The sequence below is a fragment of the Acinetobacter sp. YH01010 genome, assembly GCF_013420775.1.
GTDB classification, from domain to species: domain Bacteria; phylum Pseudomonadota; class Gammaproteobacteria; order Pseudomonadales; family Moraxellaceae; genus Acinetobacter; species Acinetobacter amyesii.
In genome coordinates, this window is the sequence record NZ_VOYF01000016.1 from 14,103 (window position 1) to 40,113 (window position 26,011).

A 26,011-nucleotide genomic window follows, 5' to 3' on the forward strand; every position below is an offset into this window, starting at 1 on the left:
TGGTGGTAATTCGATTTTTACATAAAGGCGCTATTATTTGCTGTTAAATTCGACAAAATACAATACTAAGCGGCCAAGATGTATAAAAAGTGATTAAACAAGCCAAGCCTTTATCTATTATCTATAATAAAAAATCAGGATTTCATGCTGCAAACAAAGATGAAGTCTACGAGGAACTTGTGCGGATATTATCCGATCATAATTTCGAAATACAGTCATTTGAGCTTGGGCAGGAAGCGAGTTTTGATACTTTAATGAGCAAGGTATTTGCACGCCATAAAGACCCTGATAATTTGGGTGTTGTGGTTGCTGCAGGTGGTGATGGAACCTTAAATGCTGTTGCTCATCAGTTGATGCATACCGATATTCCTATGGGGGTCTTACCTTTGGGCACATTTAATTATGTGGCGCGGGTACTCAATATTCCTCTCGATTTAATTCAAGCGGCACAGGTGATTGCGACAGGCAATAATCGGCAGGTACATGTGGCGCAAATCAATGAACATATCTATTTAAACAATGCCAGTTTGGGCTTGTATCCTTTATTTATACAAAAAAGAGAGTTTTATAATCAAAAGTTTGGTCGTTTCCCATTACATGCTTATACCTCAGGTTTGGATGTGCTCATTCGAGATCGTAAAGAGCTGAAATTGGAAATCGAAGTGGATCATCATATTTATCCAGTCAAAACGCCCTTGATCTTTTTTGGCAATAATCAATTGCAATTGGCCGATTTAAACTTGCAAATTGCTAAGGATGCAGAGGCAGGTAAAGTTGCAGGTGTGGTGGTCGCAAAAAGTGATAAGAAAACGTTATTTAAAATTTTATGGCAGTTAATCCGTGGCAATATCGACAATGCACCAGATGTGTATAGTTTTGCCGCTGATGAAGTCACCATACATACCCAACGAAAAAAAATGACCGTTGCTGTGGATGGTGAGATTGTAGAAATGAAACCGCCGCTTAAAATTCGAGTGCAAAAACAAGCCTTAAAGATACGGGTGCCACATGATACTGCATCTGTCTGATCTGCATTTCGGCACTGAAAAGCCAGAGTGTATGCGCGCTATTCAGCAATTTTGTCGTGAACAGCGTATCGAGGCCGTGGTTGCCAGTGGAGACTTGACCCAACGTGCGCGTTATCGTCAGTTTTATGCATGTAAGCAATTTTTAGAAAGCTTAAAGCTGCCTTATATCGTTGTGCCGGGGAATCATGATATTCCGCTATATCATTTATGGAACCGTGTTTTTAGCCCTTTTGCACGTTATCAACTTTTTTTTGGTGCCATGGAAAATGTACTGGAAACCGAGCATTTTTATTTAATTGGGATCAATAGTATTCGCCGTCGTTACCATACGCGAGGGCATGTATCGCTCGAGCAAATACATCATGTCGATGAATTACTTAAACATGCGCCGCCCAATAAAGTGAAATTAATCATAGCGCATCAACCTTTTTATACGCCGCCCAATGACCCGTACGGTGTAAAAGATTGTCCTGTTCAAGGGCGTTTGGCACTCGAACAGTGGAGTCAACACGGTTTAAATGGTTTATTGCATGGACATTTACATGTTCCAGCCAGCTATGACCTCAATCAGATTTATACTTTAGGTGCTGCGCATCCAGTTTGGGATATTCATGCTGGAACTGCAACGTCATATCGCCTACACGAGAACCTTGCCAACAGTTTTAATGTCATTGATGAGCAGATGAATGTGCAGCATTATTTTTATAATTCAAAGTTAAAAATATTCGAAGAAAATCTTAGTACTCATATTTTGGATGAGCTTTAATCCTTTAAATTTAAATTTTGAAGAAAAAAAATACAAAAAAATGAAAAAAATTAAATTTTGCCCTTGAAGGGTTTTTTTCCATCCCCACAAAAGTGTCATCTAAATTATTTTTTGTCGATGGCTTACGGAAATCAAAATGTCATCGTCTTTTATCTAGTAAATAGACTTAGTCTGGAGTTAACTATGAGCAATATTCGTCCTTTGCATGACAACGTTGTGATTCGCCGTGTTGAAAAGGAAACTAAAACTGCTGGTGGTCTTATTTTAAGTACTTCAGCAGCTGAACAACCTGCTCAAGGCGAAGTAATCGCTGTAGGTAATGGCAAAGTAACTGACAATGGCGTACGTGCATTAGACGTTAAAGTTGGTGACAACGTATTGTTTGGCACTTATGCCGGTACAAAAGTAAAAGTAGCAGGCGAAGAGCTTCTTATTATGAAAGAGTCTGACATCTTAGCGGTACTTGAAGCTTAAGTTTCGTACACGCATTTAGACCCTTTTATTCATCATAAATTGTTAAAAATTTTAAAAAGATTCGGAGTTAGACATGTCAGCTAAAGATGTAAAATTTGGTGATTCAGCGCGTTCAAAAATGATCGCGGGTGTAAATGTACTTGCAGATGCTGTAAAAGTGACTTTAGGTCCTAAAGGCCGTAACGTTGTCATCGACCGTTCTTTCGGTGCGCCGCACATCACTAAAGATGGTGTTTCTGTTGCTAAAGAAATCACGTTAAAAGACAAGTTTGAAAACATGGGCGCTCAGCTAGTTCGTGAAGTGTCTTCAAAAACCAACGACATCGCGGGTGACGGTACAACAACTGCAACTGTTCTTGCACAAGCAATCCTTAATGAAGGGATTAAATCAGTAACTGCGGGTATGAACCCAATGGATCTTAAACGCGGTATCGATATCGCGGTTAAAGCTGTAGTTGCTGAAATTAAAGCGACTGCAAAACCTGCATCTGACTCTAAAGCGATTGAACAAGTAGGTTCTATTTCTGCGAACTCTGACACCACTGTTGGTAAACTTATTGCTCAAGCAATGGAAAAAGTCGGTAAAGAGGGTGTAATTACAGTTGAAGAGGGTTCAGGCTTTGAAGATTCTCTAGATGTTGTAGAGGGTATGCAGTTTGACCGTGGTTACATCAGCCCGTACTTTGCAAACAAACAAGATACACTAACAGCTGAACTTGAAAACCCATACATTCTTCTTGTTGATAAAAAAATCAGCAACATCCGCGAATTAATTGCTGTACTTGAAGCTGTTGCTAAAACAGGTAAACCGCTTCTTATCATTGCTGAAGATGTTGAAGGTGAAGCACTTGCAACTCTTGTTGTAAACAACATGCGTGGCATTATCAAAGTTTGTGCTGTTAAAGCACCTGGTTTTGGTGATCGTCGTAAAGCGATGCTTCAAGACATCGCGATTTTAACTGGCGCGACTGTAGTTTCTGAAGAGGTTGGTATGTCTTTAGACCAAACTACACTTGAGCACTTAGGTACAGCTCATAAAGTTACTGTTTCTAAAGAAAACACAGTAATTGTTGATGGTGCAGGTGTTGCAGAGCAAATTGCTGAACGTGTAACTCAAATTCGTGCTCAAATTGAAGAATCAACTTCAGAATACGACAAAGAAAAACTTCAAGAACGCGTTGCTAAATTGGCAGGCGGTGTTGCTGTAATCAAAATCGGCGCTGCAACTGAAGTTGAAATGAAAGAGAAGAAAGATCGCGTTGACGATGCACTTCATGCAACTCGTGCTGCAGTTGAAGAAGGTGTTGTAGCAGGTGGTGGTGTTGCACTAGTACGTGCTGCAAAAGCACTTGAAGGTGTGTCTGGTGCTAATGATGACCAAAATGTTGGTATCAACATTTTACGTCGTGCAATTGAAGCGCCGCTTCGTCAAATCGTTGCAAACTCTGGTGATGAGCCATCAGTTGTAATCAATGCTGTGAAAAACGGTGAAGGTAACTTCGGTTATAACGCTGCAACTTCAGAGTATGGCGATATGCTTGAAATGGGTATTCTTGACCCAGCTAAAGTAACGCGTTCTGCGCTTGAGCATGCTGCATCTGTTGCAGGTCTTATGCTTACAACTGAATGTATGATTACTGAAATCCCAGAAGACAAACCTGCTATGCCTGATATGGGCGGTATGGGCGGCATGGGCGGTATGATATAATTCATACTGATCATCCGATCTAAAAAATCCCCGCTACTTGCGGGGATTTTTTTATAACAATCCTAGTTAGAGTAAAACACTAATCAAGCTTTTTGGTGAGTTTAAGATTTACTTCAGGCATTTCTAGTTTTTCACCTTTATCACCACGAAGCTCAATAAAGTTTTCACCTACAAAGTAAATTCGATTGTCGCCCTCGGCATCAAGTTGAATCATTCCAGGTTGATCTGGCAAGAACTTAAAACTGCCTTTCACTTTATTTTCAGTGTTCGCAGGTTTACCTAAAAACTCTTGGCCAAGCTCATAGCTTTTATTGAGTTTGAGTTCAAGCTCAGTTTCAATCCCTTTGCAATCATGGCAAGGTAGAATCCCTTTATACTCACCCGCCCAATCAAGTGCATTTTCGGTGTTATCACCTGTGGCAATCGGACTTTCTGAGGCTGCGTCTGTATTGGCAATGACATTATTATCTGGTGGTGTCGCAGTTTCAGATTCATTGCTGGTTTTTGAACATGCCGTTAAGGTTGCACTGACCATACAGAGAGCGAGCATTAGTTTTTTCATGAGATTTATACACCGTATGTACCCAATATAATGCTAAGCGTGACTTTTATTGCTCAAGAAAAATAGCCTATTCCTGTTAACAATTGTGTGTTTGGTTAATACATCAAAACAGACATTTGATTTTTAAAATTCGTAAATAGTGAAATATTGGTGATTTACCTAAAAGTGAACGCTAAAGGACATTTATATATTAATTGGTGAATAACTAAACAATATAGGCTTTTATAATTATTTTGCGTTGTTAAACTCTGCGGCATAGAAAAAACTGTCGGTGCAAATTGTGTTTGAAAAAACAGCGGAAAAAAGTCTGAACTTAATGGGGTGGCAAATTGATAACCATTGGGATTTAAATATCGACCAATGTGTCATGATTGCAGCGCCACATACCAGTAATTGGGATGCACTTTATGCACGCCTTGCCCTGAAAGCTTTAGGGGTAAATGTTCGCATCACGATTAAAGACAGTTATATGAAGTTCCCGTTTGGGCCTTTTGTACGTGCCATGGGCGGGATTGGTATTAATCGACGTCCAAAACAAGATGGTGAAGCTCGTCAAAGTATGGTTGAGCTCATGGCTGACTTATTTAAGCATCATCCGAAATTGGTCATGTTAGTGACGCCTGAAGGGACACGCGCTAAACAAGAGAAGTGGAAAACTGGTTTTTATCATGTTGCTATGCAAGCGGGTGTGCCGATTGCTTTAGCTTATATGGACTATGCGCAGAAAAAAACAGGTGTGGGTAAAATTGTTTATCCTACAGGTGATTATGAAAAAGATATGGCGGAAATCATGGGTTTCTATGCGCAAATACATGCCAAATTTCCTGAAAAATTCAGTGTCGATACACGCTATTACTAATCTAACAATCCAATAAAAAAGGACAGCATCGGCTGTCCTTTTTACGTTTAGATGATTTTGTTTAGACTTTTATATTGAATTTAATCATGAAAATCGGGATGGATACCGCCCAGATTTTGACATGCCGCCTTATAAATAATGTATTGCTGGTCAACCACATCGATGAGCGGGATACGAAATAACTTTTCGCCTTGCTTATAGCTATCGATATAAGACACGACTTTTTGTTTACTTGATGCTAGTTTTTCTTCATGGAAAGTTGTAATCGAGCTATGAGTCATATGTGAACTTTCAATATTATTGCACTGAAAATGTGAGAGTAGTTTTTCAGCTTTTTTAATTTCGCTGGACGTGCCAAACATACAGCCGCTAAGCAGAGTTACACCTGCAAGCAGGATGAACTTTTTCATGGTTTTATTTTAAGCAAAATTATGAGGTGCAATATTCTATTAATTTTCGTCAGAAAAATTAATTACTTTTTTACCATTTGGCTAATTTTTATTTAAATGTGAACTGTGTCATTGTTACAAGATGTGAATGTCTAACTGAAAAGGCGTTTTATTAGAATAATTTCTACAAATATCTTTAGGTTTTGAGTTATCAGATTAAGATACTCATTGTCACCAAGAAGCAGCCTGAAGAAAATAATAGCCCTAACACGATATGCTTAAATTGGCGTTCTGAAATACGATAGAAAAGTTTGGCACCAAAAATCACGGGAAAAGCCATAATTACCAACAGCACGGCTAAATAGGGCAGATGTTCACGATGGATGATCCCTTGTAGCAGATAGCTAATGAGTGTGACGAGCTGAATGGCTAAATTGAAATGTCGCAAAATATAGCGTTGTTCTGCTTTGGGTGTATTTTTCAGCATGAGCCATGCAGAGGGTAATGCACCACAAAAGCCTCCAAGACCACCCAAGATTCCAGCAATATATCCAATACTAGAATCCGCCCATTTCCCTGATTTTTGGATGAATGAAAATTTAGGATTAAAAAATAAAATTGGGCACCAAAACATTAAAAAAGCGCCCAAAACCAATTTAAATGTATCTGGATTAATGCTGTCTAATAAATAGGTACCGAGTGGTACACCTAAAATTCCTGCAATTAAATAGGGATAAATGATTTTTTTATTGATCGGAATGCTTTTACGTTCTGATGATAATGAAATGAAGTGGCTATAAACTGAAGCGCAGACCACCAAGGGTGCGGCTATTTGTGGGGGGAGTATCCAAACCCAAAATGACATTGCGATAAGGGCGAATGCAAACCCTGTTAATCCTTGTACGAATCCCGCAAAGATGGCACCAAGAATAAAAATCAGCCAAGTCATTAAATTACAGCTTTGTAATACGTGGCGCTATTGTAGTGAATTTTTCTATATAAATGTGGCTGACTGAGCAAATGTAGCAAAATTGGATGTCAAATGATGAATAAAACATGAATGTTTAAATACAGCATATGTACACAGACTTCCGATTGAATTCATTTCGATAAGTGAAAATGCCCTTCATCAAAGAGGAGTGCTACACATGCTTAAACAAGTTGCTTTGCTATCTGTGGTTGCAGTTACATTTACAGGGTGTGTCGTGGCGCCATTTGATGATGGCCGATACCATTCGAATCAATATGGCTATGCAAATCAATATGGTGGTTCATACGGACAGCGCTATGACTCAAGTCAGCGTTATGACCGCTCATATGGTCGAGTGAATAGCCCGCAACATCGACCAAACTCACCACGACCGAATTCGAATAACCGTCCAGACAATATATATAAACCAAATGCGCATAAACCGAATGTACACAATTCTTCATCTCAGCATCCGTCAAATGTGCAGCGTCCAAGCGCAAAGCCTCAGACTTCGGCTAAACCCAATACAAGCAAGCCCCAGCAGCAAAAACCACAGCAACAACGTCCAAAAGTGACGCCCGTGGATAAAGCTAAAACCACAGGTGGATTTAACAGCCAGCGTCCACTTCGACCACAGGTTTAACGATTTTCAAGTAATAAAAAAGTACGCATTGACGTTCTTTTTTGTGTGCATTTACATTAAGCCTTTTTATATAAGCCTGCACGCACCGTCCCAGCTTTGGTTTGTTTGATTTGCTGCCAAGTGCTCGGGAGTTTTAATTGAGCAAGATCACGGTCAGCTTCGATATAAATTAAACCATTGTCTGCAATGCAGGGATCGACCAATTCAGCAAATTCTTGCCATAAATCAAGACTATACGGTGGATCTAAGAAAATCAGATCAAATTGATCTTTCAAGTTAGGGATGGCTTGTTGAGCCGTCATGTTTTTGAGTTGCACACGTTGTTTACTGACCCTTAGGAGTTCTAAATTGTCCATGAGGAATTTCGCTTGGGTGCGATCAGGTTCAATTAAAACAGCTTCTGCTGCACCACGCGAGAGTGCTTCAAATGACAAAGCACCTGAACCTGTACAGAGGTCGAGGACTTTGGCATTTTGAACATCCCACATGAGCCAGTTAAATAATGTCTCGCGGACACGGTCAGGTGTAGGGCGTAAACCGTCAATACTGGCAAAAGGTAATTGACGACGCTTCCATTCACCACCAATGATTCTTAATTGATTTTTCATGAATTATTCCTCATCGGTTGTATGTGCGGCACTGGCAGCACGAGGTGTTGTATTTGCAGTATTCGGTTGTTGAGTGGCACTGTTGTTCTGCTGAGCTGTTGGGCTCGCATTTGGATCGGCTGATAAAATATTAGAGCCGCTTGGTAACTCACTCGGTTTTAGACCCGCAGTCATGAGACCACCGCTAATTTGATGGCCTGCAGGACGAATTGGATTCTTTTTACGTGTTAATAACCAGTAGTCAAACATTGGTTTAGCAATTTGAGCAGCAGAACCACCGTGACGACCATTTTCCCAAACGACGGCAATCGCAATTTCAGGTTTTTCCGCAGGGGCAAAACCAACAAATAAACCATGGTCAAGCTGACGCTCTGTCAATAAAGATTCGTTATAGCGTTTACCTTGGGCAATACTTTTAACCTGTGCGGTGCCTGTTTTACCTGCGATTTGATACATTGGGGTACGAATACCACGACCGGTCCCTGTTTGAACCACATCAATCATGGCATCACGCATTTTGATCCAATCATCTGGCTTACCATTAAATTGAATGCGACCATTCGGGGCGTTATGGACTTTGTGGACTTTAGAGCCTTTACTTTCACGCAAAACGTGAGGTGTAACATGAGAGCCTTGATTAGCGGTAATGGCAGTTGCCATCGCCAGTTGTAATGGTGTTGCTGTAAATGCACCTTGACCAATACTGACAGAAATGGTTTCACCTTTAAGCCAGTTGGACTTCCGTGTGCGGAGCTTCCATTCAGGATTTGGATATAGCCCCGTACTTTCACTTGGTAAATCTACACCGGTTTTTTCACCGAAGCCAAACTGACGCATCCAAGTATTCATTTTTTCAATGCCCATACGATAGGACAAGACATAGAAATAGGTATCGCAGGAAATGACTTGAGCTTTGTGTAAATTAACTGAGCCATGACCAGTTTTTTTGTGGTCACGGAAACGATGGCTGTCACCCGGAAGCGTGAAATAGCCCGGATCGGAAATGGCTGTACTCCAATCCACTAGACCATAATGAATACCACCTAGACCAAACATTGGCTTAATCGTTGAACCCGGTGGATAAGCCCCTTGCACAGCACGGTTATATAATGGCTGATCGAGGCTATCACGTAGTTCAGAATAATCTTTGCTGCTAATGCCAGTAACAAATAAATTGGGGTTAAAACTAGGACTGGACACAAGAGCAAGAATTTCCCCAGTACGTGGGTCAATCGCCACAATTGCACCACGTCGATCTGCAAGCTGCTCTGAAGCGACCATTTGCAGTCCATAATCTAGGGATAAATATAAGTCATTACCACGAATCGGATCTTTACGACCTAGATGTCGTAACACATTACCAAAGGCATCGGCTTCAACCGACTCATTTCCCGGCATACCATGTAAAAGTTCTTCGTATGATTTTTCAACGCCAATTTTACCGATCAGGTTTGAGCCAGCGTATAAATCTTTATCAATCGTTTTTAGTTCTTTGTCATTAATACGACCTACGTAGCCAATCACATGGGCAAACAGTTCGCCATGTGGATAGTAGCGAGTCATTTGGGTCTCTATATTGACACCCGGAAATTGATATTTCACCTCACTAAAACGGGCGATATCATTTTCATTTAAATTCAGTTTAATCGAAACACGTTCAGTCTTTTTAGAGGTTTTAATTCGACTTTTAAAGCGTTCGATATCTTCAGATGTAAGCTCTAATAAGGGTGTTAGGCGCTCAACAGTATCATCGATATCTTCAACATCCGCACGGCTCATGGTTGCTGAGAAAACCGGATAATTATCGGCTAATAACACGCCATTACGGTCATAGATATAACCACGAGAAGGTGCAAGTGGTTGCAGTCGAATTCGGTTTTGATCTGCAGCAGTTGAAAAGGTCTCATAACTCTTGATTTGCAAATATGCATAACGTGCCACAAGCAACAGCATAAAGAAGGAGACAATCCCTATCGAAATCACCACGCGATTACGATAAATCCGCTTTTCTTGCTGGACATTTTTTAAAGGATAATGCTGCTTCATACGCGTTCGACTTAAAGGCTGAGAGCTAAAATAACGGAAGAGGCATATTCTAGCGCAACTGACATTTTTTTGATAAATAAAAACGACTCTGCTGTGATTGCAGTCTATATTTTGACTTTGCAGACATGAAAATTATGGGGCTTTGTGTATAACAGTTCATATTATTCTGCTAAAGTCGAAACGTATAAAAAAGGAATATTCCAAAAAATAATACTAAGGAAGTTTGTGAAAACAATGAATAAATTATATCCATTGCTTGCATTTATGATGCTTGGAAGCATCGCACATGCCAATGACAATTCATTTTTACCTGAGGCAAAGTTAACAGGTAAGGGTTATCAACCATGGAATGTTGGAGCAGGTTTTACTCAAAAAATTATTCACGTGAATGGTGAGTGGGTAAACCCATATGGCATTGCCTATGCAAAAGCTGGTGTTTTCTTGAACGATGATAAAACACCTGGTGGGCAAGTCGGCTTTCGTTACCCAGTTCATTTCACTGGCAAAGATAAAAATGGTTATTATATCGGAGCTTATGCGGGCCACATCGACTCCAAGAAAGTAGATGGTGAAGATGAAGCGCGTTTAGGTGGTGGTATCGATCTTGCTTATGTGATGTTGAGTGCCGAGCGTATTAGTACGTTTAGTGTAGGCTTGGGTGCGGGTGAAAAATTAGAAGACAAATCAGGTAATGTGATTGTGGAAACCGAACCGAGACTACAAATCTCATATACTTTAAGTTTTGGTTTGTAGTGAAAATAATCAACTTTATTTTATAACCGCACTCACTGAATAAAATTAAATATGGAAGTTATGCATGCTTGAGTACGTTAACGAATTGTGGCAAACCTTTTTGCAACGTCCCGATTTTTGGGCTGTGCTGAGTATTATCCCCGTTACCGCATTCGTTACCTGGGCACACGTTTGGATGGCACTGAAAATGGTATTTTACCCGATTACTTTTTGGGGATTCCATTTAGGTCCATTACCCGTAGGATGGCAGGGGATTGTGCCAAGAAAAGCTGGACGTATTTCTGGCATTATTACGGATAATACATTGTCTAAATTGGGTTCCTTGCGCGAGTTTTTAGATGCAATGGATCCTGAGGACATGGCGCGCATCATTGGTGAACAAGTTGGCTTTGAACTTGAACATTTGATTGATGAGGTCATGCTAGACCGAAATGCGGTGCTTTGGGAAAACCTACCGTATTCGATCAAACGCCGTATTTATGCCCAAGCACATAAACAGCTGCCAAATACTTTAAAAGAACTCGTGACCGAACTGACCATGAACGTAGAGTCACTTGTTGACATGCGTGAAATGGTGGTGAGTCAAATGGAAGCGGATCGTCTCTTGATGGTGCGGATGTTCCTTAAAGTTGGCCAAAAAGAAATCAACTTTATTTGGCATATTAGTGCCTTGATTGGGATGTTCTTTGGTATCTTCCAGATGGTTGTTTGGTTTGTGGTGCCTTGGCATTGGACGGTTCCATTTTGGGCAGCAATATGGGGCTTTTTGACCAACTGGATTGCCATCTGGATGGTATTTAATCCAATTGAGCCGCACCCTGTTAAGTATTTGCAATTATTTGAATTAACTAAAGATCGTAAATTCCCTTGGATTAAACCTGTGATTCCACGTATTGGAACGTACAATGTTCAAGGGGCGTTTATGAAACGCCAAGAAGAAGTTTCAGATGTATTCGCAAGTGTAGTCACAGAAGACCTAATTACGTTAAAATCTATCATGACCGAAATGATGTATGGCGGGAAGAAAGATAAGACCCGTCGCATTGTGAAACGTCATATTAATGAAATTATGGAATCTCCACTGGTTCGTACCTCATTACAGTTGTCTTTAGGTCCAAAAGAGTACGCAAAACTCAAGACAGACTTGATCGATCGCTCAATTGAAATTACGATGGTGCCTGTATGCGACCCTGCGTTTAATGCGAGCCGTGCACAGAAAATCTTTCAAATGTTTAGAGACCGTATTCGTGAGCTAACACCGAAAGAATTTCAAAATCTATTACGTCCTGCATTTCAGGAAGACGAATGGATTTTAATTGTCTTGGGTGGTGTAACCGGTTTTATCGCGGGTACAATACATTTGTTTGTGGCTTTCTTATAATTAGATGCTGAAAGACGATCTGAATCTTGGGTTCAGATCACTACATAGCGTCATATACAATGTTTAAAATGAGGATGTTTTTTTATGCGCATTATATTACTCGGACCACCTGGAGCAGGTAAAGGTACACAAGCTCAGTTGATCTGTAAGCGCTACGATATCCCACAAATTTCAACCGGTGATATGCTCCGTGCTGCGATTCGTGAAGGTACTGAATTAGGTCTACAAGCTAAAAGCGTCATGGACAATGGCGGCCTTGTATCTGATGAGCTTATTATTGGTCTTGTAAAAGAACGCATTGCTCAACCTGACTGTGTCAACGGCTGCATTTTCGACGGTTTCCCACGTACGATTCCACAAGCTGAAGCGCTTGAAAACGAAGGGATCAGCATCGATCACGTGATTGAAATCGATGTACCTGACGAAGAAATCGTTCAACGTTTATCTGGTCGTCGTCAACACCCAGCATCTGGTCGTGTATATCACACCGTTTACAACCCACCAAAAGTGGAAGGTAAAGATGACGAAACTGGTGAAGACCTTGTTCAACGTCCGGATGACCAAGAAGCAACAATTCGTAAGCGTTTAGGTTCTTACCACGCTGAAACTGAGCAATTGGTTGGTTTCTACCAAGGTCGTGCAGCTTCTGGCGAAAACGCACCGACTTATGACAAATTAAATGGTCTTCGTCCAATCGATCAAGTTCAAACTGATTTGTTCGCGATTTTAGATCAGTCTAAATAATTCAGCTTTTTTGAATTTTTGACAATCAAAGAGTCCTACTGCATAGTGGGACTCTTTTTTTATGTGGCTTTTAGGGCGAATCTGTTATGAAATTTGCTTTGGTTATAATGGTCATCATCGCTGTAGCGGTGTTATTGGGCTTATTATTTGTCAGCTTTAAAATGTTGCGTAAGGTGCAAGTGGAAGAAGCAGAGCAAGCTAAACTGAGCCCGAAGCAATATCGCTTACATCCAAAGCTGCAGCAAGAGCTTGATAAAAAACAAAAAGAACAAGATAAAAATTAAGCATCAACTCGATCAATTGATTCTTACAAATTCCATCTACCCCGAAATTGAAGAGATTAATCTTCAATTTGGGTGGTTTTAATCGGTCTTAATGCGCCAAAGTCAAAACGGTCAGGCCAATTACATACATCAGACACGATACATTCATTGCATTTGGGTTTGCGGGCAATACAGGTATAACGCCCATGCAGAATCAACCAATGATGTGAATCAACAATAAACTCTTTGGGGATAACTTTGACGAGTCGGTGTTCGACTTCCAAAACATTTTTGCCGACAGCCAATCCTGTACGATTACCTAAACGAAAAATATGTGTATCAACGGCCATGGTCGGTTGGCCAAAAGCTGTATTCAGCACCACATTTGCAGTTTTACGACCGACACCGGGTAAGGCTTCCAAATCTGCACGATTATTCGGAACGATGCTGTTGTGCTTCTCAATGAGAATCTTGCAGGCTTTAATGACATTTTCCGCTTTTGAGTTATACAGGCCAATGGTCTTGATATATTCCTTCAGTCCGTCAACACCTAACGCATAAATAGCTTCAGGAGTATTTGCTACTGGAAAAAGTTTATCTGTGGCTTTGTTGACACTGACATCTGTGGCCTGAGCAGATAGGGTAACAGCCACTAAAAGTTCAAATGGACTACTATAATTGAGTTCAGTTTTCGGGTTGGGGCGTTGCTCACGTAAGCGTTCAAAAAAAGTTTGAATTTGCTTCTTAGTCATGTTTTTAACAGCCATGATTAAGCCCCTTGCAGTTGTGTTAGTTGTAGCGTTAGCGTATGGAGTAATTCACGTTTTTTTGCATCTTCTTGAACACTCAGTTGTTTTTCTAATTTCTTAATTTGTGTACGAATTTTTGCAAGTTCAATGGTGGTTTTTGCATCGAGTTGAACGACTGGCGTAGCAGGTTTTTCCACGACTTCAATGACCGGTACTGAGTCTGTCTGGGTCGAAAATTGGGCAAAAAGTTCCGTATCAATTTCTGCGCGTACAATAGGGCCTTTACGATGAATTCGGCGCTTTTCCTCACGCTGAATATGTGCATAGTAGCGGCGACGTAAATCATTCTGTTCTGCTATTCGAACGGCTTCAGATGGCACTTGATCAAGCTCTTCGACAAGGTCGATACAATCCACGGGACAAGGTGGGATGCAGAGTTCGCAGCCCGTACATAAATCCGTCAAGACCGTATGCATCAATTTGCCTGAGCCAATAATGGCATCAACAGGGCAGGCACTAATACATTTGGTACAACCAATGCATTCATCCTCACGAATCACGGCTTTGACCCGTTGCGGGCGCCCATCACTTTGGATGGGCCAAACACTGGCTTCTGCAATTAAGTGTGATCGATTTAATAACGCTGCCAGTGCATCTGCCACAGGTTGACCACCAGGTACACATTTATTGGCTTCTTCTCCTTCACTGATGGCTTTGGCATAGGGTAAGCAGCCGTCACGGTGCCCACAAAGTCCACATTGAGTTTGTGGCAATAGGGCATCAATTTGTTGGATGAGGGAAATTTCAGAAGTCATGGGTAGTCGCGAGTACAAATGAAGGCAGAGAAAAACCGAAGAGGACGTTGAATTCTAGCATGTTTCAGTATGAATTGCTGTGCGCAAAAATGGGTCTATAGATGCATCATAAATGAGCAAAATAATTCATTAAAACATTCCTAAAAGTAATAATATTTATAACTAAAATATCTGATTAATCAATTTAAATCGCTGTTCTTTAAAGAATTTAAAGATTTTTTAAAAAAACTATTGCTGATTAGTTACAAAAGATATTTAATATTTTGCGCCAAAATATATCTTTGATCAAAATTGTGATCAATTTTGATCCATACATCTGCTGAGGATTAAGTGTTGAAATATAACAGCCTTAACGACTTCCTAGACTACGTTAAAACACGTGATGAACATCAACCTGAATTTCTTCAAGCTGTTGAAGAAGTGATGACGAGCCTTTGGCCATTCATCGAAAAGAACCCACAATATGCTGACTACGGTTTGCTAGAACGTCTTGTTGAGCCTGAGCGTGCAATTCAGTTCCGTGTTTCATGGGTAGATGACAAAGGTCAAACTCAAGTTAACCGTGCTTTCCGTGTTCAATACAACTCAGCAATTGGTCCATTCAAAGGTGGTATGCGTTTCCACCCATCAGTGAACCTTTCAATTCTTAAATTCTTAGGTTTTGAACAAACTTTCAAAAATGCTTTAACTACACTTCCTATGGGTGGTGGTAAAGGTGGTTCAGATTTTGACCCTAAAGGTAAATCTGAAGGCGAAATCATGCGTTTCTGCCAAGCATTAATGATCGAATTATACCGTCATCTTGGTTCTAACACTGACATCCCTGCGGGTGACATCGGTGTAGGTGGCCGTGAAGTTGGCTACATGGCTGGTATGATGAAAAAATTAAGCAATGACACAGCATGTGTGTTCACTGGTAAAGGTTTAACTTTCGGTGGTTCACTTGCGCGTCCTGAAGCAACTGGTTACGGTACTGTGTATTTCGCTGAGGAAATGCTAAAAACTCGTGGCGATAGCTTTAAAGATAAAGTTGTAACGATTTCGGGTTCTGGTAACGTTGCACAATACGCTGCTGAAAAAGCAATGTACTTAGGTGCGAAAGTGGTTTCACTTTCTGACTCAGCTGGTACTGTATACGTGAAAGACGGTTTCACAACTGAACTTCTTGCTGAAGTAATGGAATTGAAAAACGTTAAGCGTGGCCGTATTTCTGAATTTGCATCTAAGCACGGTTTTGAATATTTAGAAGGTCAACGCCCTTGGTCAATCAAATGTGATATCGCACTGCCATGTGCAACTCAAAATGAATTAGATGAAGCTGATGCTGAAGCTCTTCTTGCTAATGGCGTAATCTGTGTTGCTGAAGGCGCAAACATGCCATCTACTTTGGCTGCAGTTGAGAAATTCGTTGAAGCGAAAATTCTTTATGCACCAGGTAAAGCTTCAAATGCAGGTGGTGTTGCAACTTCTGGTCTTGAAATGTCTCAAAACGCAATTCGTTTGGGTTGGACTTTCGAAGAAGTTGACGAGCGTCTACACGCGATCATGAAAGAAATTCACCGCAACTGCGTGAAATACGGTACTGAAGAAGATGGTACTGTGAACTATGTAAACGGTGCGAACATTGCAGGCTTCGTAAAAGTTGCTGACGCAATGCTTGCTCAAGGCGTTTACTAAGTTCTCCGTAAGTTGAACTGAAAACCGAGGCTTCTGCCTCGGTTTTTTTATAGCTTAATGGTTTGGAATATATTGGATTGTTAATTAGTGCTCATCAGGGGAAGTTGGATTTCGCTATCCATAACACTGAAGTGAAAATTTAAGGGCTGGCTGAGCAAACTTTTAATATGAAGCCCTAGCTGATGTAACTGTGGGCGGAACTTCAGAGTACTCCCAACATCTCCTATAAAACGCAAAGTATGCTTTTCTACATCATAATTGCGGCCAATGTGATTACAGCTGCTAAAAAATGTCACAGGGGCATTGTTGAATGTGAGTGTGGTTTGGGAGGTTAGAGCATTATTCTCTACGAGAACCCACGTCTTTTGAGTTAATTGTTCTGCTTCAAAATCGCGTAAATCAGTAATTCACTGTATGCCTTTAAAAATATAGGTCTGTTGATTGTGATTCATCACGATGAATTCAGGCAGGGCATTGGGGCTTTGTAGTAACTTTAGGTTCACATCGCGAAAGCATTGGCTGAACAGCACATTGTGATTTGAATACTATGCATATCCAATCAGCGTTTGCGGTTGTGTAGATATAAAAAACCGAGGCGATGACCTCGGTTTTTATAGGCTGTAACTTACAAGGTACCTTTTACGGCTTCACGTTCGACTGACATATCAAAAATATAGGCATATTTTGATTGGTCAGCAGCAGGGTTTTTACGTTCAAAACGTTTTACGCGAATAATTTGACGTTCTGCAGGTGTGTGCTTAAAGCCTTCAATTTGATCGTAAAATAAGGTCCAGTCTTTATCAACTTGTGTTTTTAGGCCTTTTTCATCGTACTTCACTTCACGCACTTGCAAGCAAGTTTGTGGAGCAACGCCTGTGCATTGTTTCGTTTCTGGGCTGATTTCAAGGAAAATCGTTTCGCCTTGTGAGTTATATTGGGTTTCAGGTGTTAATTTTCCAGTGAACACCAGTTTCTCACCTGTTGCAGAGATAATGGTTAACGTTGGATTTTGTGGATCTGTAGTATTTAAAACAAAAGGTGCTTTACGGTCACTAAATAGTGAAGATGCAAGACCTTCTTGTTTCATCGCATTATCAGGACACGCCATCATGGTAGATGCAATGTTGCCTGTCACGAGGGTATTGTGTTCCACTTTCCATTGGGTTGACATGCTGTTACAGCTGGTTGAAATACCCAAGGTGCCATTTTCTAGAAAATTTAAAACTAAAGGTTTTGGTGCATTTTCAGTGGTGGTGCTCCATTGATATGAAGCTAAAGTTTTATCAGCATTTTGTTGTTGTAATACGCTCACGGCTAAATCTCCAGCTTTTTGGATATCGCTTGATTGACATGCAGCAAGGGCTAAAGGGAAGAGGGCGATCGCTAAAAATTTTAATTTCATTACGCTAACTGTTCTAAGTGAATTTCAGCCTGTAGCTTAACCCATTCATTTTAAAAAAATATGAATACATTCAGTTCAAATAAGTAGCAAAATGTATCCATAAATAATAATTTGTTAACTTATTAATATAAATTATGAATAAGTCAAGCTATCTCGTTTTATTCACGTTTAATCAAAACGATAAATATCCATACCGAGTGAACCCATACTAAAGCTACTGTGAACAATAGAGAAGCGGGGGCCTGTACCCATCGCAAAGAAGATGGGTGTAAAATGTTCAATGGTCGGATGGTTGCGTTGTACAAACGGGATATTTTGCCAATCGAGAACTGCATCAAAATCTTGATGAGTGAGCTTATTGACCACAAAATTACGGAATGTAGACGCCCATTCAGGCACGGCTGCGGCACGACCATCCCAAGCCAATTCACGTAAGTTATGAGTAATACTGCCCGATCCAATCAACAGGATTTGCTTGTCACGTAAAGGGGCAAGCGTTTGTCCAATTTTATAGATCTCTTGCGCAGACATGGTCATCGGCAGTGATATTTCAATTACAGGAATGTCGGCATCAGGATACATATGCAATAACGGCATCCAAACGCCATGATCGCGTGGACGGGTGCTGTTGGCATGTGCAGGTAATCCTGCATTGGCAAGCAAATGAAGGATTTCTTCAGCAAGCGCTGGGTTACCCGGTGCAGGATAGCGGATATCATAAAGTTCCGCAGGAAAGCCACGGAAGTCATGCCAAGTTTCAGGACGGGCATTGGTACTTACTTCTAGTGCGTTACTTTCCCAATGCGCGGACATAATAATAATGGCTTCAGGCTTTGGAAGATTCAGGCTTAAACGTTCCAACGCAGGACCGACTTGCTCAGGATTGATGGCAAGCATAGGTGAGCCATGGGAAATAAATAAACCTGGAAGTGTTTGTAAATTCATCGCGGTCGCCGTTGGTTGTTTAAAGGAATATGATGATCATGCACTAAATTATTCAGCGTAACAATTCGGATAATTTCAACGGTTTGTTTCATTGTTGCAACGCTGTACTTGCTGTAGATACTGGAGTCAGTTCGGATTAACCCGCACGATGGTAAGGGTGATTATGGTTAATACTCATTGCACGGTAGAGCTGTTCGATGAGCATGACACGAACCATTGGATGCGGCAAAGTTAGTTTAGACAAAGACCAATGCCATGCTGCAGCTTTACGTACTGCTTCAGAATGTCCATCTGGCCCACCAATGGCTAAAACCACATCATTGCCTTCAAGCATCCAACCTTTCATGGTTTCAGCTAGTTTTTCGGTACTGAACTCTCGACCACCGACTTCTAAGGCGATCAGCACTTCATTCGATTTCATGGCATTTAAAATGCTGTCACCTTCAATTTGACGGTATTTTAAAATGTCGGCTTCTGAGTCGTTCTTGCCACGTTTAGCCATAGGCAATTCAATGATCTGCGTTTGAACAAAAGGCTGAATACGTTTGAAATAATCTTCAAAACCCGTCAGAACCCATGCTGGCATTTTTTGACCGATTGTCAGAATACGAATTTTCATACAGCGCCTGAAAGTATACAAAAGAGCATTATAACGGTTCGCTTGAGCTTTGTATGGTCAGACACAATTTGCAATTGAAATCGTGTTCTGCTTGCTGTTTAAATACGCAGCATAAACAGATTAGATCAAAGATGAAAATTGGAATAATAACAATGAAAAAAACATGGCAGGACGGTAAATTATTTTTGTTCAAGCAAGCAGCAATGCTTTTAATTTTTGGATGGTGTTCATTTGCGGCGTATGCCAACAATATTAGAACCGCTGAACCAGATAATTTAAAAGTCTATTTAGAACAAATTATTGGTAATGAAGCTGAATATCGTAACTATAAGAACATTCAAGAGTTAAACCGGGTGTCTGCTTGGATTCGTGAGCAGATGCGTTTATTTGGTGTGAATTGTCGTTTTCAAACCTATACCGTAAACAGCCAGCCATACCGTAATGTGGTCTGTCCCTTAAATGCAGGGCATAGCAACCGAGTGATCGTTGGTGCGCACTACGATGTATTTGAGGAGCAGCATGGCGCTGATGATAATGCTTCTGGCGTTGCAGGTGTACTCGAAGCTGCTCGGATTCTTTCGGCTGAAAAAGCGCGTTTAAAACAAAATATTGAATTTGTATTTTATACCCTCGAAGAACCGCCATATTTTAGAACAGAGTCGATGGGCAGTTTTATCCATGCAAAATCGGTAGCAAAGGAAAAGGATAAAATTTCAGGTGTGTATATTCTGGAAATGATTGGTTATTTTGATCCCAAAGTCACCCAAGAATATCCAGTTGGACTGAAATGGATTTATCCATCACATACGAATTTTATTGCATCGGTGGGGAATATTCAGTCTCGTGACTTAACCTCATCGTATTGTGCTGCGATGGAGTCATTGAAGCAGTTGCAATGTGAACGCTTGATTTCACCCTCATTTATTCAGGGTGTGGATTTTTCAGATCATATGAATTATTGGCAATTTGATATGCCGGCGATGATGATCACTGATACGGCATTTTATCGTAATAAGCACTATCACACCGAGCAAGATACCTTGGATAAATTAAACTTAGACAAGATGGCTCAAGTGATCGATGGTTTAGTGAAAACCATTTTAAATTTGAAATAGCATGTCTTTAAAAACATGACATAAAAAACGCAGCCCCGAAAGCCTGTGGACTGCGATAAAAGGTCATCTACCTGGAGATGCAGATGACCATCTTGTTCCAATGATCATCACGCTTTTAAACGTGATTGGAACCAATAAAGAAACATACAGCGCGTATATCTCTCTACTATATATGTGGGATAGAGGGAGATATTTCAAGTAATAGCATGCAAATTTTGTAAGACTTTCTTATTGGCTATTACTGATCTTGACGTCGAATTTGAAATAGTTATCCAATTAAAGGTTGTAGCTATTGTCTTGAGTCTTGTCATAGCGATGGATTTGAACGACAAGTTTAGAATATTCAGTATGAATAATGGATAAAAAAAGCCCTGTCGAAACAGGGCTTTTTTCTTTTATTGCGAGTTGTTAGCGCTTAGTGACGAGCAGCTTTGCCACCTTCAGTTGCTTTGACAATCGGTGTCTTTGCAAGAGGTTTAGGCATATCAACCAAGGCTAGAGGTAAAATCTCATCAATCGATTTCACTGGTTTAATTTCTAGACCTTCTTTGACATTGTCTGGAATCTCAGTCAAGTCACGAACGTTATCTTGTGGGATAAAGACAAGCTTGATGCCACCACGGTGAGCAGCGAGAAGTTTCTCTTTTAAACCACCAATGCGCATTGCACGGCCACCAAGACTGGTTTCACCGGTCATCGCAATATCTGGACGAATCGCAATGCCTGTAAACGCTGAAACAAGTGCGGTAGTTAGGGCTAGACCAGCAGATGGGCCATCTTTCGGTGTTGCACCTTCTGGTAAATGCACGTGTACATCAGTTTCTTCAAAGCGAATCGCTTCAATACCCAGTTCATCTGCACGGGTACGTACAACGGTCATCGCTGCTGTGATCGATTCTTTCATGACATCGCCAAGAGAACCGGTGGTAATGAACTTGCCTTTACCTTTTACTGCCGCAACTTCAATCGTTAGCAGTTCACCACCAACAGATGTCCATGCCAAGCCATTTACACGACCCACTTCAGCTTCTTCTTCGGCCATACCGAAGTCGAATTTGTGTGGACCTAAGTAGTCAGGAAGATTTTTCGAATTCACTTCAATTTGAAGATTTTTCGATTTCTTACTAACAGCTTCTTTCACGACTTTACGTGCAATTTTAGATACTTCACGTTCTAAGCTACGCACACCGGCTTCACGTGTATAACGTTGTACGATATCGCGGATGGCTTCTTCGTGAACGGTTAATTCTTTCGCACGTAGACCATTGTTCTTGATGGCTTTTGGAACAAGGTAACGTTCAGCAATATTCACTTTTTCATCTTCGGTGTAACCCGGTAGACGAATCACTTCCATACGGTCAAGCAAAGCTTCTGGAATATTCATGCTGTTTGCAGTACAGATGAACATCACTTCAGAAAGGTCTAGATCAAGATCTAAGTAGTGATCATTGAACTTGCTGTTTTGTGATGGATCTAGGACTTCAAGCAATGCTGAAGCAGGGTCGCCACGATAGTCTTGCGCCATTTTGTCAATTTCATCGAGTAAGAACAGTGGGTTCTTTACTCCAACTTTAGTCAAAGACTGCACAATTTTACCCGGCATCGCACCGATATATGTACGACGGTGACCACGGATTTCAGCTTCGTCGCGCACGCCGCCAAGCGCCATACGGACAAATTCACGACCAGTTGCTTTGGCAACAGATTCACCGAGTGAAGTTTTACCTACACCTGGGGGACCAACTAAGCAAAGAATTGGACCGCGAAGTTTTTTCACACGTGATTGAACAGCAAGGTATTCCACAATGCGGTCTTTCACGTCGTCTAAACCATAGTGATCGGCATCAAGAATGTCTTGAGCTTTCGCAAGGTTAATGCTGACTTTGCTGGCTTTGTTCCAAGGCGTATCTAAAATAACTTCTAGATAGTTACGCACGACAGCAGCTTCGCTCGAAGCAGGTTGCATTGCTTTTAGCTTACGGAACTCATTTTCAGCTTTTTTACGTACATGTTCAGGTAAATCGGCTTCAGTTAGACGTTTTTCAATTTCTGCAACGTCATCCTCACCACCGCCATTCATATCAGAAAGTTCGCGTTGAATGACCTTCATTTTTTCATTTAAGAAGTATTCACGCTGATTCTTTTCCATTTGGCGTTTCACAGAATCATGTAAGGTTTGCTCAATTTGCTGCTCTTCTGACTGTTGTAATAAATACGTCATGAGCTCAGCTAAATGTGCTTCAAATTCATCATGCTCTAAGAATTTTTGTTTTACATCAATATTCAAAGGCACGCGTGTTGCTACGAAGAATAATAATTGTAGCAAATCATCAATTTTATTGGCTGCTGCAATCAATTCACGTGCGTTACGCAATTTTGCTTCTGCATATTGAGCAAATAAGGTGCGTAATTCTTCCACACGATTATTCTGAGTTTCTGAGTCAACAGAAACCGTCATTGGGCTTAATGAATGCTCGGCAGTCAGGTAATCATCGGCATCGATAATTTTTTCTAACTTGGCACGATATAAGCCTTCAATCAGTACTTTTATACAGTTTTCATCATTCTCATGATTCACAACTTGCACAATCTTCGCGACAGTACCGTATTGATATAAATTGTCGTGATCAATTTCTTCTGTAAGCGAATCTTTTTGTGCAACTACGAATACAAGATTGTCACTGTCACGTGCGACATTGACTGCATTGATCGACTTTTCACGACCCACAAACAGTGCAATTTGCATGTGAGGATATACAACCACATCTCGTAGCGCTAAGAGCGGTAATACGCTCGGAATTGTAGTTTCCAAGCTTTCTTCATTCATAATAATCTCAGACATGGGCACTCCTAATGAGTGACAACGGTGTTGCCATGTTTTTTATAGTGATGTGTATTTTTTAAATTACAAGGGTCATGCCAATTAAAATGTATAAAAAATGACTAAATATGTGATTTATAAGTGTAACTCAGTGTCAAGAATATCAAATTAACGTTTGAAGCTTAAAGTTTGAGATGGGCTAATAAAGCCATCTAGCGGTTGATCCCATGCCTCTCGGACCAAAGAGTCTTGAATGAGTTGAAAATCATGACCAAGTCCTAAACGGTAGGGGGTAGAGTGGGCTGTTGCTAATGTTTTATCGTAGAAGCCACCCCCCATACCAATACGTGTGCCGTACTTGTCGCAAGCGAGCAAGGGCATAATTAAAAGGTCAAGATGAGAAACATGCTTCCCACGACTTGCCATGGGTTCTTTCATACCGAGTGGGTGATGAGAAAAACGTTTACTAATGTATTGATGACGTGAGATTTCAACCCAAACCAGTTGCTGATTCATGTTGCAAATCATGGGTAAATACACGTGTTTTTGATGCGAAAAACAGTAGTGGATAAGCTTTTGAGTGTGAATTTCACCAAATGCATGTAAATAAACGCCTATATGCTGACTGCGCTTAAAATAACTATGTCTGATTAAGCGCTGTAGGACTTGTTGTTCAGCTTGTCGTTGCTCCCATAGGTTTAGGCTACGACGCTGCTTACGGAGTTGTTTACGAAGGCTGGTGGTGCTCAAAGTCATGGTTCATTTCAAAGTAGCACAAAATTCTCAAAGGCATTTTAACGTGTTCAAGCTTAAAAGTCCGAAAAAATAGGTTTTATCTTTTCTTGTAAAAGCGTCCTTAAGAAGCGGTCTGCTCAATGAATGTGTATCTATTTTCCCCCCTCTAATCTTGTTTAAGCCAATGATTTCATAGTTTGAATTTTTGGCTTATTTCGATGGATCAGTAGATGTGCATAGGGACGCGTAAATTTTACTTAAAAAACAGAAATAAGGAATTAAAAAAAGCAGGGCATAACCCTGCAAATAGAGTGAGACAGCCTTTATTTAAGGCAAAAGGATAATAAACCAAGTAAAAAAGATAATTGCTAAAGCAACGAATTGAGCGGCACTCCCCATATCTTTTGCAATTTTAGAAAGTGGATGCTTGTCTAAAGATACGCGGTCGACAACGGCTTCAATGGCAGAATTGAATAACTCAACTATCAAGGCAAATAAGCACACCACTACCATAAGGGCATGTTCAGCACGACTCACATCGAGAAAATAACTGGTAGGAATAAGCACAATATTCATCCAGACAATTTGTCGAAATGCAGCTTCATTTTGATAAGCAGCTTTGAATCCGTCGAGGGAATATTGCGTTGCATTTAAAATTCGTTTAAATCCAGATTTGCCTTTAAACGGGGAAATTTCACTCATAGCACTGTACAGACGTATAGATTTAAAAACTGGCGAAAATATAGCATGCCAAGCTTAAAGTTTTCTTGCATTCAGTTTTTATTTTATTGGGCCTAAAAATTTAAGGGGATTTACATAAGCCTGTATCAAGTTAGTGCTATGTTTATTCATTATTAGACTTAAAATTTGCCTGAATTTCAGGCACAATACAGGCGTTTAAAATTTTTAATTTTGAAGCCTTTGCTTCATTGCATGAAATAATAAAAGTGATATAGGTCAACAATGAAAAACTTTAGTTTTGCTGTGCTTGCAGCAACACTTTTAACCAGCCAGTTTGTCAGTGCAGAGCCGGCAGTTATTCAAACGGAAATCAAAACGAATGTGACACAGCCCATGGGATTTTATCCTTTCCAAGTGGGTGCATATAAAGTCATTGCTTTAAAAGATGGGACACTCGAATTAAGTCCTGATTTATTTAAACAAAATTTAACTCCAGAAGAAGTCAGTGCCTTATTTCAAAAGCTTGCGGTTGATCAGAGCAAAGGCATACAAACCAGTGTCAATGCCTATCTGATTGATGATGGACAAGGTGGCATCAGTCTTGTTGATAGTGGTGCAGCCAGTTGTCTTGGTCCGAACTTAGGATCTATTGCACAAAATATTGAAGCAGCTGGCTATAAGCTTAATCGCGTACGCAGTGTTTTCTTAACCCATTTACATCCTGATCATGCATGTGGCATTGCGAAACAAGGTAAGGCTGTGTTTCCAAATGCAACGATCTACGTCAATGAACAAGAAAGTCAGTATTGGTTAAGTGAAAGCACCGTCGACACTTTAGCTGCTGAAAAGCGTGAAGGTTATTTAGCAACTGTTGCGAAAATTAAAGCTGCGATTGCGCCTTATCAAACCATGCGGAGTTTTAAGACTTTTAGCGTTGGTTCTGTGATTAATGGATTAGAAGTACTACCGAGTGTTGGGCATACACCAGGGCATTATTCTTTTATCTTAAAGTCGCAAGCTAAAAGTTTTGCTATCCTCGGTGATGTGGTTCATTCGTATCATTTACAGTTTGAACAACCCAAGTTATCTGTCGATTTTGATGTCGATCCGGTCAAAGCCAGTGAAACTCGTTTAGCAATTTTTAAACGTTTTGCTCAAGAGCAAACCTTCGTTGCATTTGCACATTTACCATTTCCGGGTATTGGTAAAATTAGTGAAATGAATGATGGTCAGTTCCGTTGGAACCCGCTAAATTTAG

27 protein-coding genes are annotated in these 26,011 nt (G+C 40.6%); 13 read left to right on the forward strand and 14 right to left on the reverse strand.

The window, feature by feature from the left end; translation table 11 throughout:
- Positions 1-89: 89 nt before the first annotated feature.
- From FTT77_RS13615 to groL, 4 genes are all read left to right on the forward strand, one after another.
- Entirely contained in the window at positions 90-1,028 is a 939-nt protein-coding gene (locus FTT77_RS13615) for a diacylglycerol kinase family protein (RefSeq protein ID WP_078192968.1), read from the forward strand.
- Positions 1,009-1,794, forward strand: coding sequence for a metallophosphoesterase (locus FTT77_RS13620; protein ID WP_180109429.1), 786 nt, complete (start codon positions 1,009-1,011; stop codon positions 1,792-1,794). The genes FTT77_RS13615 and FTT77_RS13620 overlap by 20 nt, the downstream gene beginning before the upstream one ends.
- A gap of 183 nt (positions 1,795-1,977) precedes the next feature.
- Positions 1,978-2,268: a co-chaperone GroES gene (gene groES, locus FTT77_RS13625; RefSeq protein WP_078192966.1), complete on the forward strand. Its 291-nt coding sequence runs from the start codon at positions 1,978-1,980 to the stop codon at positions 2,266-2,268.
- Between the two features lie 73 nt (positions 2,269-2,341).
- A complete protein-coding gene (gene groL, locus FTT77_RS13630; protein WP_180109430.1) occupies positions 2,342-3,976 on the forward strand; it encodes a chaperonin GroEL in 1,635 nt (544 codons plus the stop codon).
- 79 nt (positions 3,977-4,055) lie between these two features.
- Here groL and FTT77_RS13635 read toward each other — a convergent pair whose 3' ends face one another.
- Positions 4,056-4,538 carry a copper resistance protein NlpE gene (locus tag FTT77_RS13635; RefSeq protein WP_180109431.1) on the reverse strand — a complete coding sequence of 161 codons (483 nt, stop codon included), beginning with the start codon at positions 4,536-4,538 and terminating at the stop codon, positions 4,056-4,058.
- Between the two features lie 280 nt (positions 4,539-4,818).
- Here FTT77_RS13635 and FTT77_RS13640 point away from each other — a divergent pair, with 280 nt between their 5' ends.
- A complete protein-coding gene (locus FTT77_RS13640; protein ID WP_180007486.1) occupies positions 4,819-5,397 on the forward strand; it encodes a 1-acyl-sn-glycerol-3-phosphate acyltransferase in 579 nt (192 codons plus the stop codon).
- A gap of 80 nt (positions 5,398-5,477) precedes the next feature.
- Here FTT77_RS13640 and FTT77_RS13645 read toward each other — a convergent pair whose 3' ends face one another.
- Positions 5,478-5,807: a hypothetical protein gene (locus FTT77_RS13645; RefSeq protein WP_078192963.1), complete on the reverse strand. Its 330-nt coding sequence runs from the start codon at positions 5,805-5,807 to the stop codon at positions 5,478-5,480.
- Between the two features lie 190 nt (positions 5,808-5,997).
- Positions 5,998-6,735 (reverse strand): sulfite exporter TauE/SafE family protein, encoded by a 738-nt coding sequence (locus FTT77_RS13650; RefSeq protein WP_180011853.1) that lies wholly within the window; start codon positions 6,733-6,735, stop codon positions 5,998-6,000.
- Between the two features lie 199 nt (positions 6,736-6,934).
- Between FTT77_RS13650 and FTT77_RS13655 the strand changes: the two genes are divergently transcribed.
- Positions 6,935-7,399: a hypothetical protein gene (locus tag FTT77_RS13655; RefSeq protein ID WP_180055798.1), complete on the forward strand. Its 465-nt coding sequence runs from the start codon at positions 6,935-6,937 to the stop codon at positions 7,397-7,399.
- A 56-nt stretch (positions 7,400-7,455) separates the two neighbouring features.
- Here the strand turns inward: FTT77_RS13655 and rsmD are convergent, their stop codons facing one another.
- Positions 7,456-8,007 carry a 16S rRNA (guanine(966)-N(2))-methyltransferase RsmD gene (rsmD, locus tag FTT77_RS13660; protein WP_180055797.1) on the reverse strand — a complete coding sequence of 184 codons (552 nt, stop codon included), beginning with the start codon at positions 8,005-8,007 and terminating at the stop codon, positions 7,456-7,458.
- A 3-nt stretch (positions 8,008-8,010) separates the two neighbouring features.
- Positions 8,011-10,053 (reverse strand): penicillin-binding protein 2, encoded by a 2,043-nt coding sequence (mrdA, locus tag FTT77_RS13665; protein ID WP_180109432.1) that lies wholly within the window; start codon positions 10,051-10,053, stop codon positions 8,011-8,013.
- Between the two features lie 234 nt (positions 10,054-10,287).
- On the opposite strand from mrdA, the gene FTT77_RS13670 reads away from it, so the two are divergent.
- The 4 genes from FTT77_RS13670 (at position 10,288) to FTT77_RS13685 (ending at position 13,215) form a co-directional block, all read left to right on the forward strand.
- A complete protein-coding gene (locus FTT77_RS13670) occupies positions 10,288-10,806 on the forward strand; it encodes a hypothetical protein (protein WP_078192958.1) in 519 nt (172 codons plus the stop codon).
- A gap of 64 nt (positions 10,807-10,870) precedes the next feature.
- Positions 10,871-12,187: a hypothetical protein gene (locus tag FTT77_RS13675; RefSeq protein WP_078189867.1), complete on the forward strand. Its 1,317-nt coding sequence runs from the start codon at positions 10,871-10,873 to the stop codon at positions 12,185-12,187.
- 84 nt (positions 12,188-12,271) lie between these two features.
- Positions 12,272-12,931, forward strand: a complete 660-nt coding sequence (adk, locus tag FTT77_RS13680; protein WP_078189866.1) for an adenylate kinase — start codon at positions 12,272-12,274, stop codon at positions 12,929-12,931.
- Positions 12,932-13,017: 86 nt separating this feature from the next.
- Complete coding sequence (locus FTT77_RS13685; RefSeq protein WP_180003963.1) at positions 13,018-13,215, forward strand: hypothetical protein; 198 nt, start codon at positions 13,018-13,020, stop codon at positions 13,213-13,215.
- A gap of 56 nt (positions 13,216-13,271) precedes the next feature.
- Here FTT77_RS13685 and nth read toward each other — a convergent pair whose 3' ends face one another.
- Entirely contained in the window at positions 13,272-13,961 is a 690-nt protein-coding gene (gene nth / locus FTT77_RS13690; RefSeq protein ID WP_078192955.1) for an endonuclease III, read from the reverse strand.
- A gap of 2 nt (positions 13,962-13,963) precedes the next feature.
- Positions 13,964-14,758, reverse strand: coding sequence for an RnfABCDGE type electron transport complex subunit B (locus FTT77_RS13695; protein WP_180109433.1), 795 nt, complete (start codon positions 14,756-14,758; stop codon positions 13,964-13,966).
- A 330-nt stretch (positions 14,759-15,088) separates the two neighbouring features.
- Between FTT77_RS13695 and gdhA the strand changes: the two genes are divergently transcribed.
- On the forward strand, positions 15,089-16,435 hold the full coding sequence (gdhA, locus tag FTT77_RS13700) for an NADP-specific glutamate dehydrogenase (protein WP_227591817.1): 1,347 nt from the start codon (positions 15,089-15,091) through the stop codon (positions 16,433-16,435).
- A gap of 80 nt (positions 16,436-16,515) precedes the next feature.
- Here gdhA and FTT77_RS17620 read toward each other — a convergent pair whose 3' ends face one another.
- The 4 genes from FTT77_RS17620 to rlmH form a co-directional block, all read right to left on the reverse strand.
- On the reverse strand, positions 16,516-16,842 hold the full coding sequence (locus tag FTT77_RS17620; protein ID WP_180007500.1) for an META domain-containing protein: 327 nt from the start codon (positions 16,840-16,842) through the stop codon (positions 16,516-16,518).
- Between the two features lie 218 nt (positions 16,843-17,060).
- Positions 17,061-17,837, reverse strand: coding sequence for a DUF4377 domain-containing protein (locus FTT77_RS13710; RefSeq protein WP_180109434.1), 777 nt, complete (start codon positions 17,835-17,837; stop codon positions 17,061-17,063).
- Between the two features lie 168 nt (positions 17,838-18,005).
- Positions 18,006-18,782, reverse strand: coding sequence for a dioxygenase (locus FTT77_RS13715; RefSeq protein WP_180109435.1), 777 nt, complete (start codon positions 18,780-18,782; stop codon positions 18,006-18,008).
- 136 nt (positions 18,783-18,918) lie between these two features.
- Entirely contained in the window at positions 18,919-19,401 is a 483-nt protein-coding gene (gene rlmH, locus FTT77_RS13720; RefSeq protein WP_078189858.1) for a 23S rRNA (pseudouridine(1915)-N(3))-methyltransferase RlmH, read from the reverse strand.
- A 203-nt stretch (positions 19,402-19,604) separates the two neighbouring features.
- Here rlmH and FTT77_RS13725 point away from each other — a divergent pair, with 203 nt between their 5' ends.
- Positions 19,605-20,516, forward strand: a complete 912-nt coding sequence (locus FTT77_RS13725; protein WP_257224729.1) for a M20/M25/M40 family metallo-hydrolase — start codon at positions 19,605-19,607, stop codon at positions 20,514-20,516.
- A gap of 415 nt (positions 20,517-20,931) precedes the next feature.
- Here the strand turns inward: FTT77_RS13725 and lon are convergent, their stop codons facing one another.
- From lon to FTT77_RS13740, 3 genes are all read right to left on the reverse strand, one after another.
- Positions 20,932-23,358, reverse strand: coding sequence for an endopeptidase La (gene lon / locus FTT77_RS13730; RefSeq protein ID WP_180026668.1), 2,427 nt, complete (start codon positions 23,356-23,358; stop codon positions 20,932-20,934).
- A 147-nt stretch (positions 23,359-23,505) separates the two neighbouring features.
- Entirely contained in the window at positions 23,506-24,093 is a 588-nt protein-coding gene (locus tag FTT77_RS13735; protein WP_180026669.1) for a 5-formyltetrahydrofolate cyclo-ligase, read from the reverse strand.
- Between the two features lie 306 nt (positions 24,094-24,399).
- A complete protein-coding gene (locus FTT77_RS13740) occupies positions 24,400-24,774 on the reverse strand; it encodes a diacylglycerol kinase (RefSeq protein ID WP_168378310.1) in 375 nt (124 codons plus the stop codon).
- A 261-nt stretch (positions 24,775-25,035) separates the two neighbouring features.
- On the opposite strand from FTT77_RS13740, the gene FTT77_RS13745 reads away from it, so the two are divergent.
- A partial coding sequence (locus FTT77_RS13745; protein WP_218954089.1) for an MBL fold metallo-hydrolase occupies positions 25,036-26,011 on the forward strand: 976 nt, incomplete at its 3' end.

Coding starts and splice junctions, on each gene's coding strand:
- FTT77_RS13620 (WP_180109429.1), top strand. CDS start 1,009: ATGATACTGCATCTGTCTGATCTGCATTTCGGCACTGAAAAGCCAGAG.
- groES (WP_078192966.1), top strand. CDS start 1,978: ATGAGCAATATTCGTCCTTTGCATGACAACGTTGTGATTCGCCGTGTT.
- groL (WP_180109430.1), top strand. CDS start 2,342: ATGTCAGCTAAAGATGTAAAATTTGGTGATTCAGCGCGTTCAAAAATG.
- FTT77_RS13635 (WP_180109431.1), bottom strand. CDS start 4,538: ATGAAAAAACTAATGCTCGCTCTCTGTATGGTCAGTGCAACCTTAACG.
- FTT77_RS13645 (WP_078192963.1), bottom strand. CDS start 5,807: ATGAAAAAGTTCATCCTGCTTGCAGGTGTAACTCTGCTTAGCGGCTGT.
- FTT77_RS13650 (WP_180011853.1), bottom strand. CDS start 6,735: ATGACTTGGCTGATTTTTATTCTTGGTGCCATCTTTGCGGGATTCGTA.
- FTT77_RS13655 (WP_180055798.1), top strand. CDS start 6,935: ATGCTTAAACAAGTTGCTTTGCTATCTGTGGTTGCAGTTACATTTACA.
- rsmD (WP_180055797.1), bottom strand. CDS start 8,007: ATGAAAAATCAATTAAGAATCATTGGTGGTGAATGGAAGCGTCGTCAA.
- mrdA (WP_180109432.1), bottom strand. CDS start 10,053: ATGAAGCAGCATTATCCTTTAAAAAATGTCCAGCAAGAAAAGCGGATT.
- FTT77_RS13670 (WP_078192958.1), top strand. CDS start 10,288: ATGAATAAATTATATCCATTGCTTGCATTTATGATGCTTGGAAGCATC.
- FTT77_RS13675 (WP_078189867.1), top strand. CDS start 10,871: ATGCTTGAGTACGTTAACGAATTGTGGCAAACCTTTTTGCAACGTCCC.
- adk (WP_078189866.1), top strand. CDS start 12,272: ATGCGCATTATATTACTCGGACCACCTGGAGCAGGTAAAGGTACACAA.
- FTT77_RS13685 (WP_180003963.1), top strand. CDS start 13,018: ATGAAATTTGCTTTGGTTATAATGGTCATCATCGCTGTAGCGGTGTTA.
- nth (WP_078192955.1), bottom strand. CDS start 13,961: ATGGCTGTTAAAAACATGACTAAGAAGCAAATTCAAACTTTTTTTGAA.
- FTT77_RS13695 (WP_180109433.1), bottom strand. CDS start 14,758: ATGACTTCTGAAATTTCCCTCATCCAACAAATTGATGCCCTATTGCCA.
- FTT77_RS13710 (WP_180109434.1), bottom strand. CDS start 17,837: ATGAAATTAAAATTTTTAGCGATCGCCCTCTTCCCTTTAGCCCTTGCT.
- FTT77_RS13715 (WP_180109435.1), bottom strand. CDS start 18,782: ATGAATTTACAAACACTTCCAGGTTTATTTATTTCCCATGGCTCACCT.
- rlmH (WP_078189858.1), bottom strand. CDS start 19,401: ATGAAAATTCGTATTCTGACAATCGGTCAAAAAATGCCAGCATGGGTT.
- FTT77_RS13725 (WP_257224729.1), top strand. CDS start 19,605: ATGCTTTTAATTTTTGGATGGTGTTCATTTGCGGCGTATGCCAACAAT.
- lon (WP_180026668.1), bottom strand. CDS start 23,358: ATGTCTGAGATTATTATGAATGAAGAAAGCTTGGAAACTACAATTCCG.
- FTT77_RS13735 (WP_180026669.1), bottom strand. CDS start 24,093: ATGACTTTGAGCACCACCAGCCTTCGTAAACAACTCCGTAAGCAGCGT.
- FTT77_RS13740 (WP_168378310.1), bottom strand. CDS start 24,774: ATGAGTGAAATTTCCCCGTTTAAAGGCAAATCTGGATTTAAACGAATT.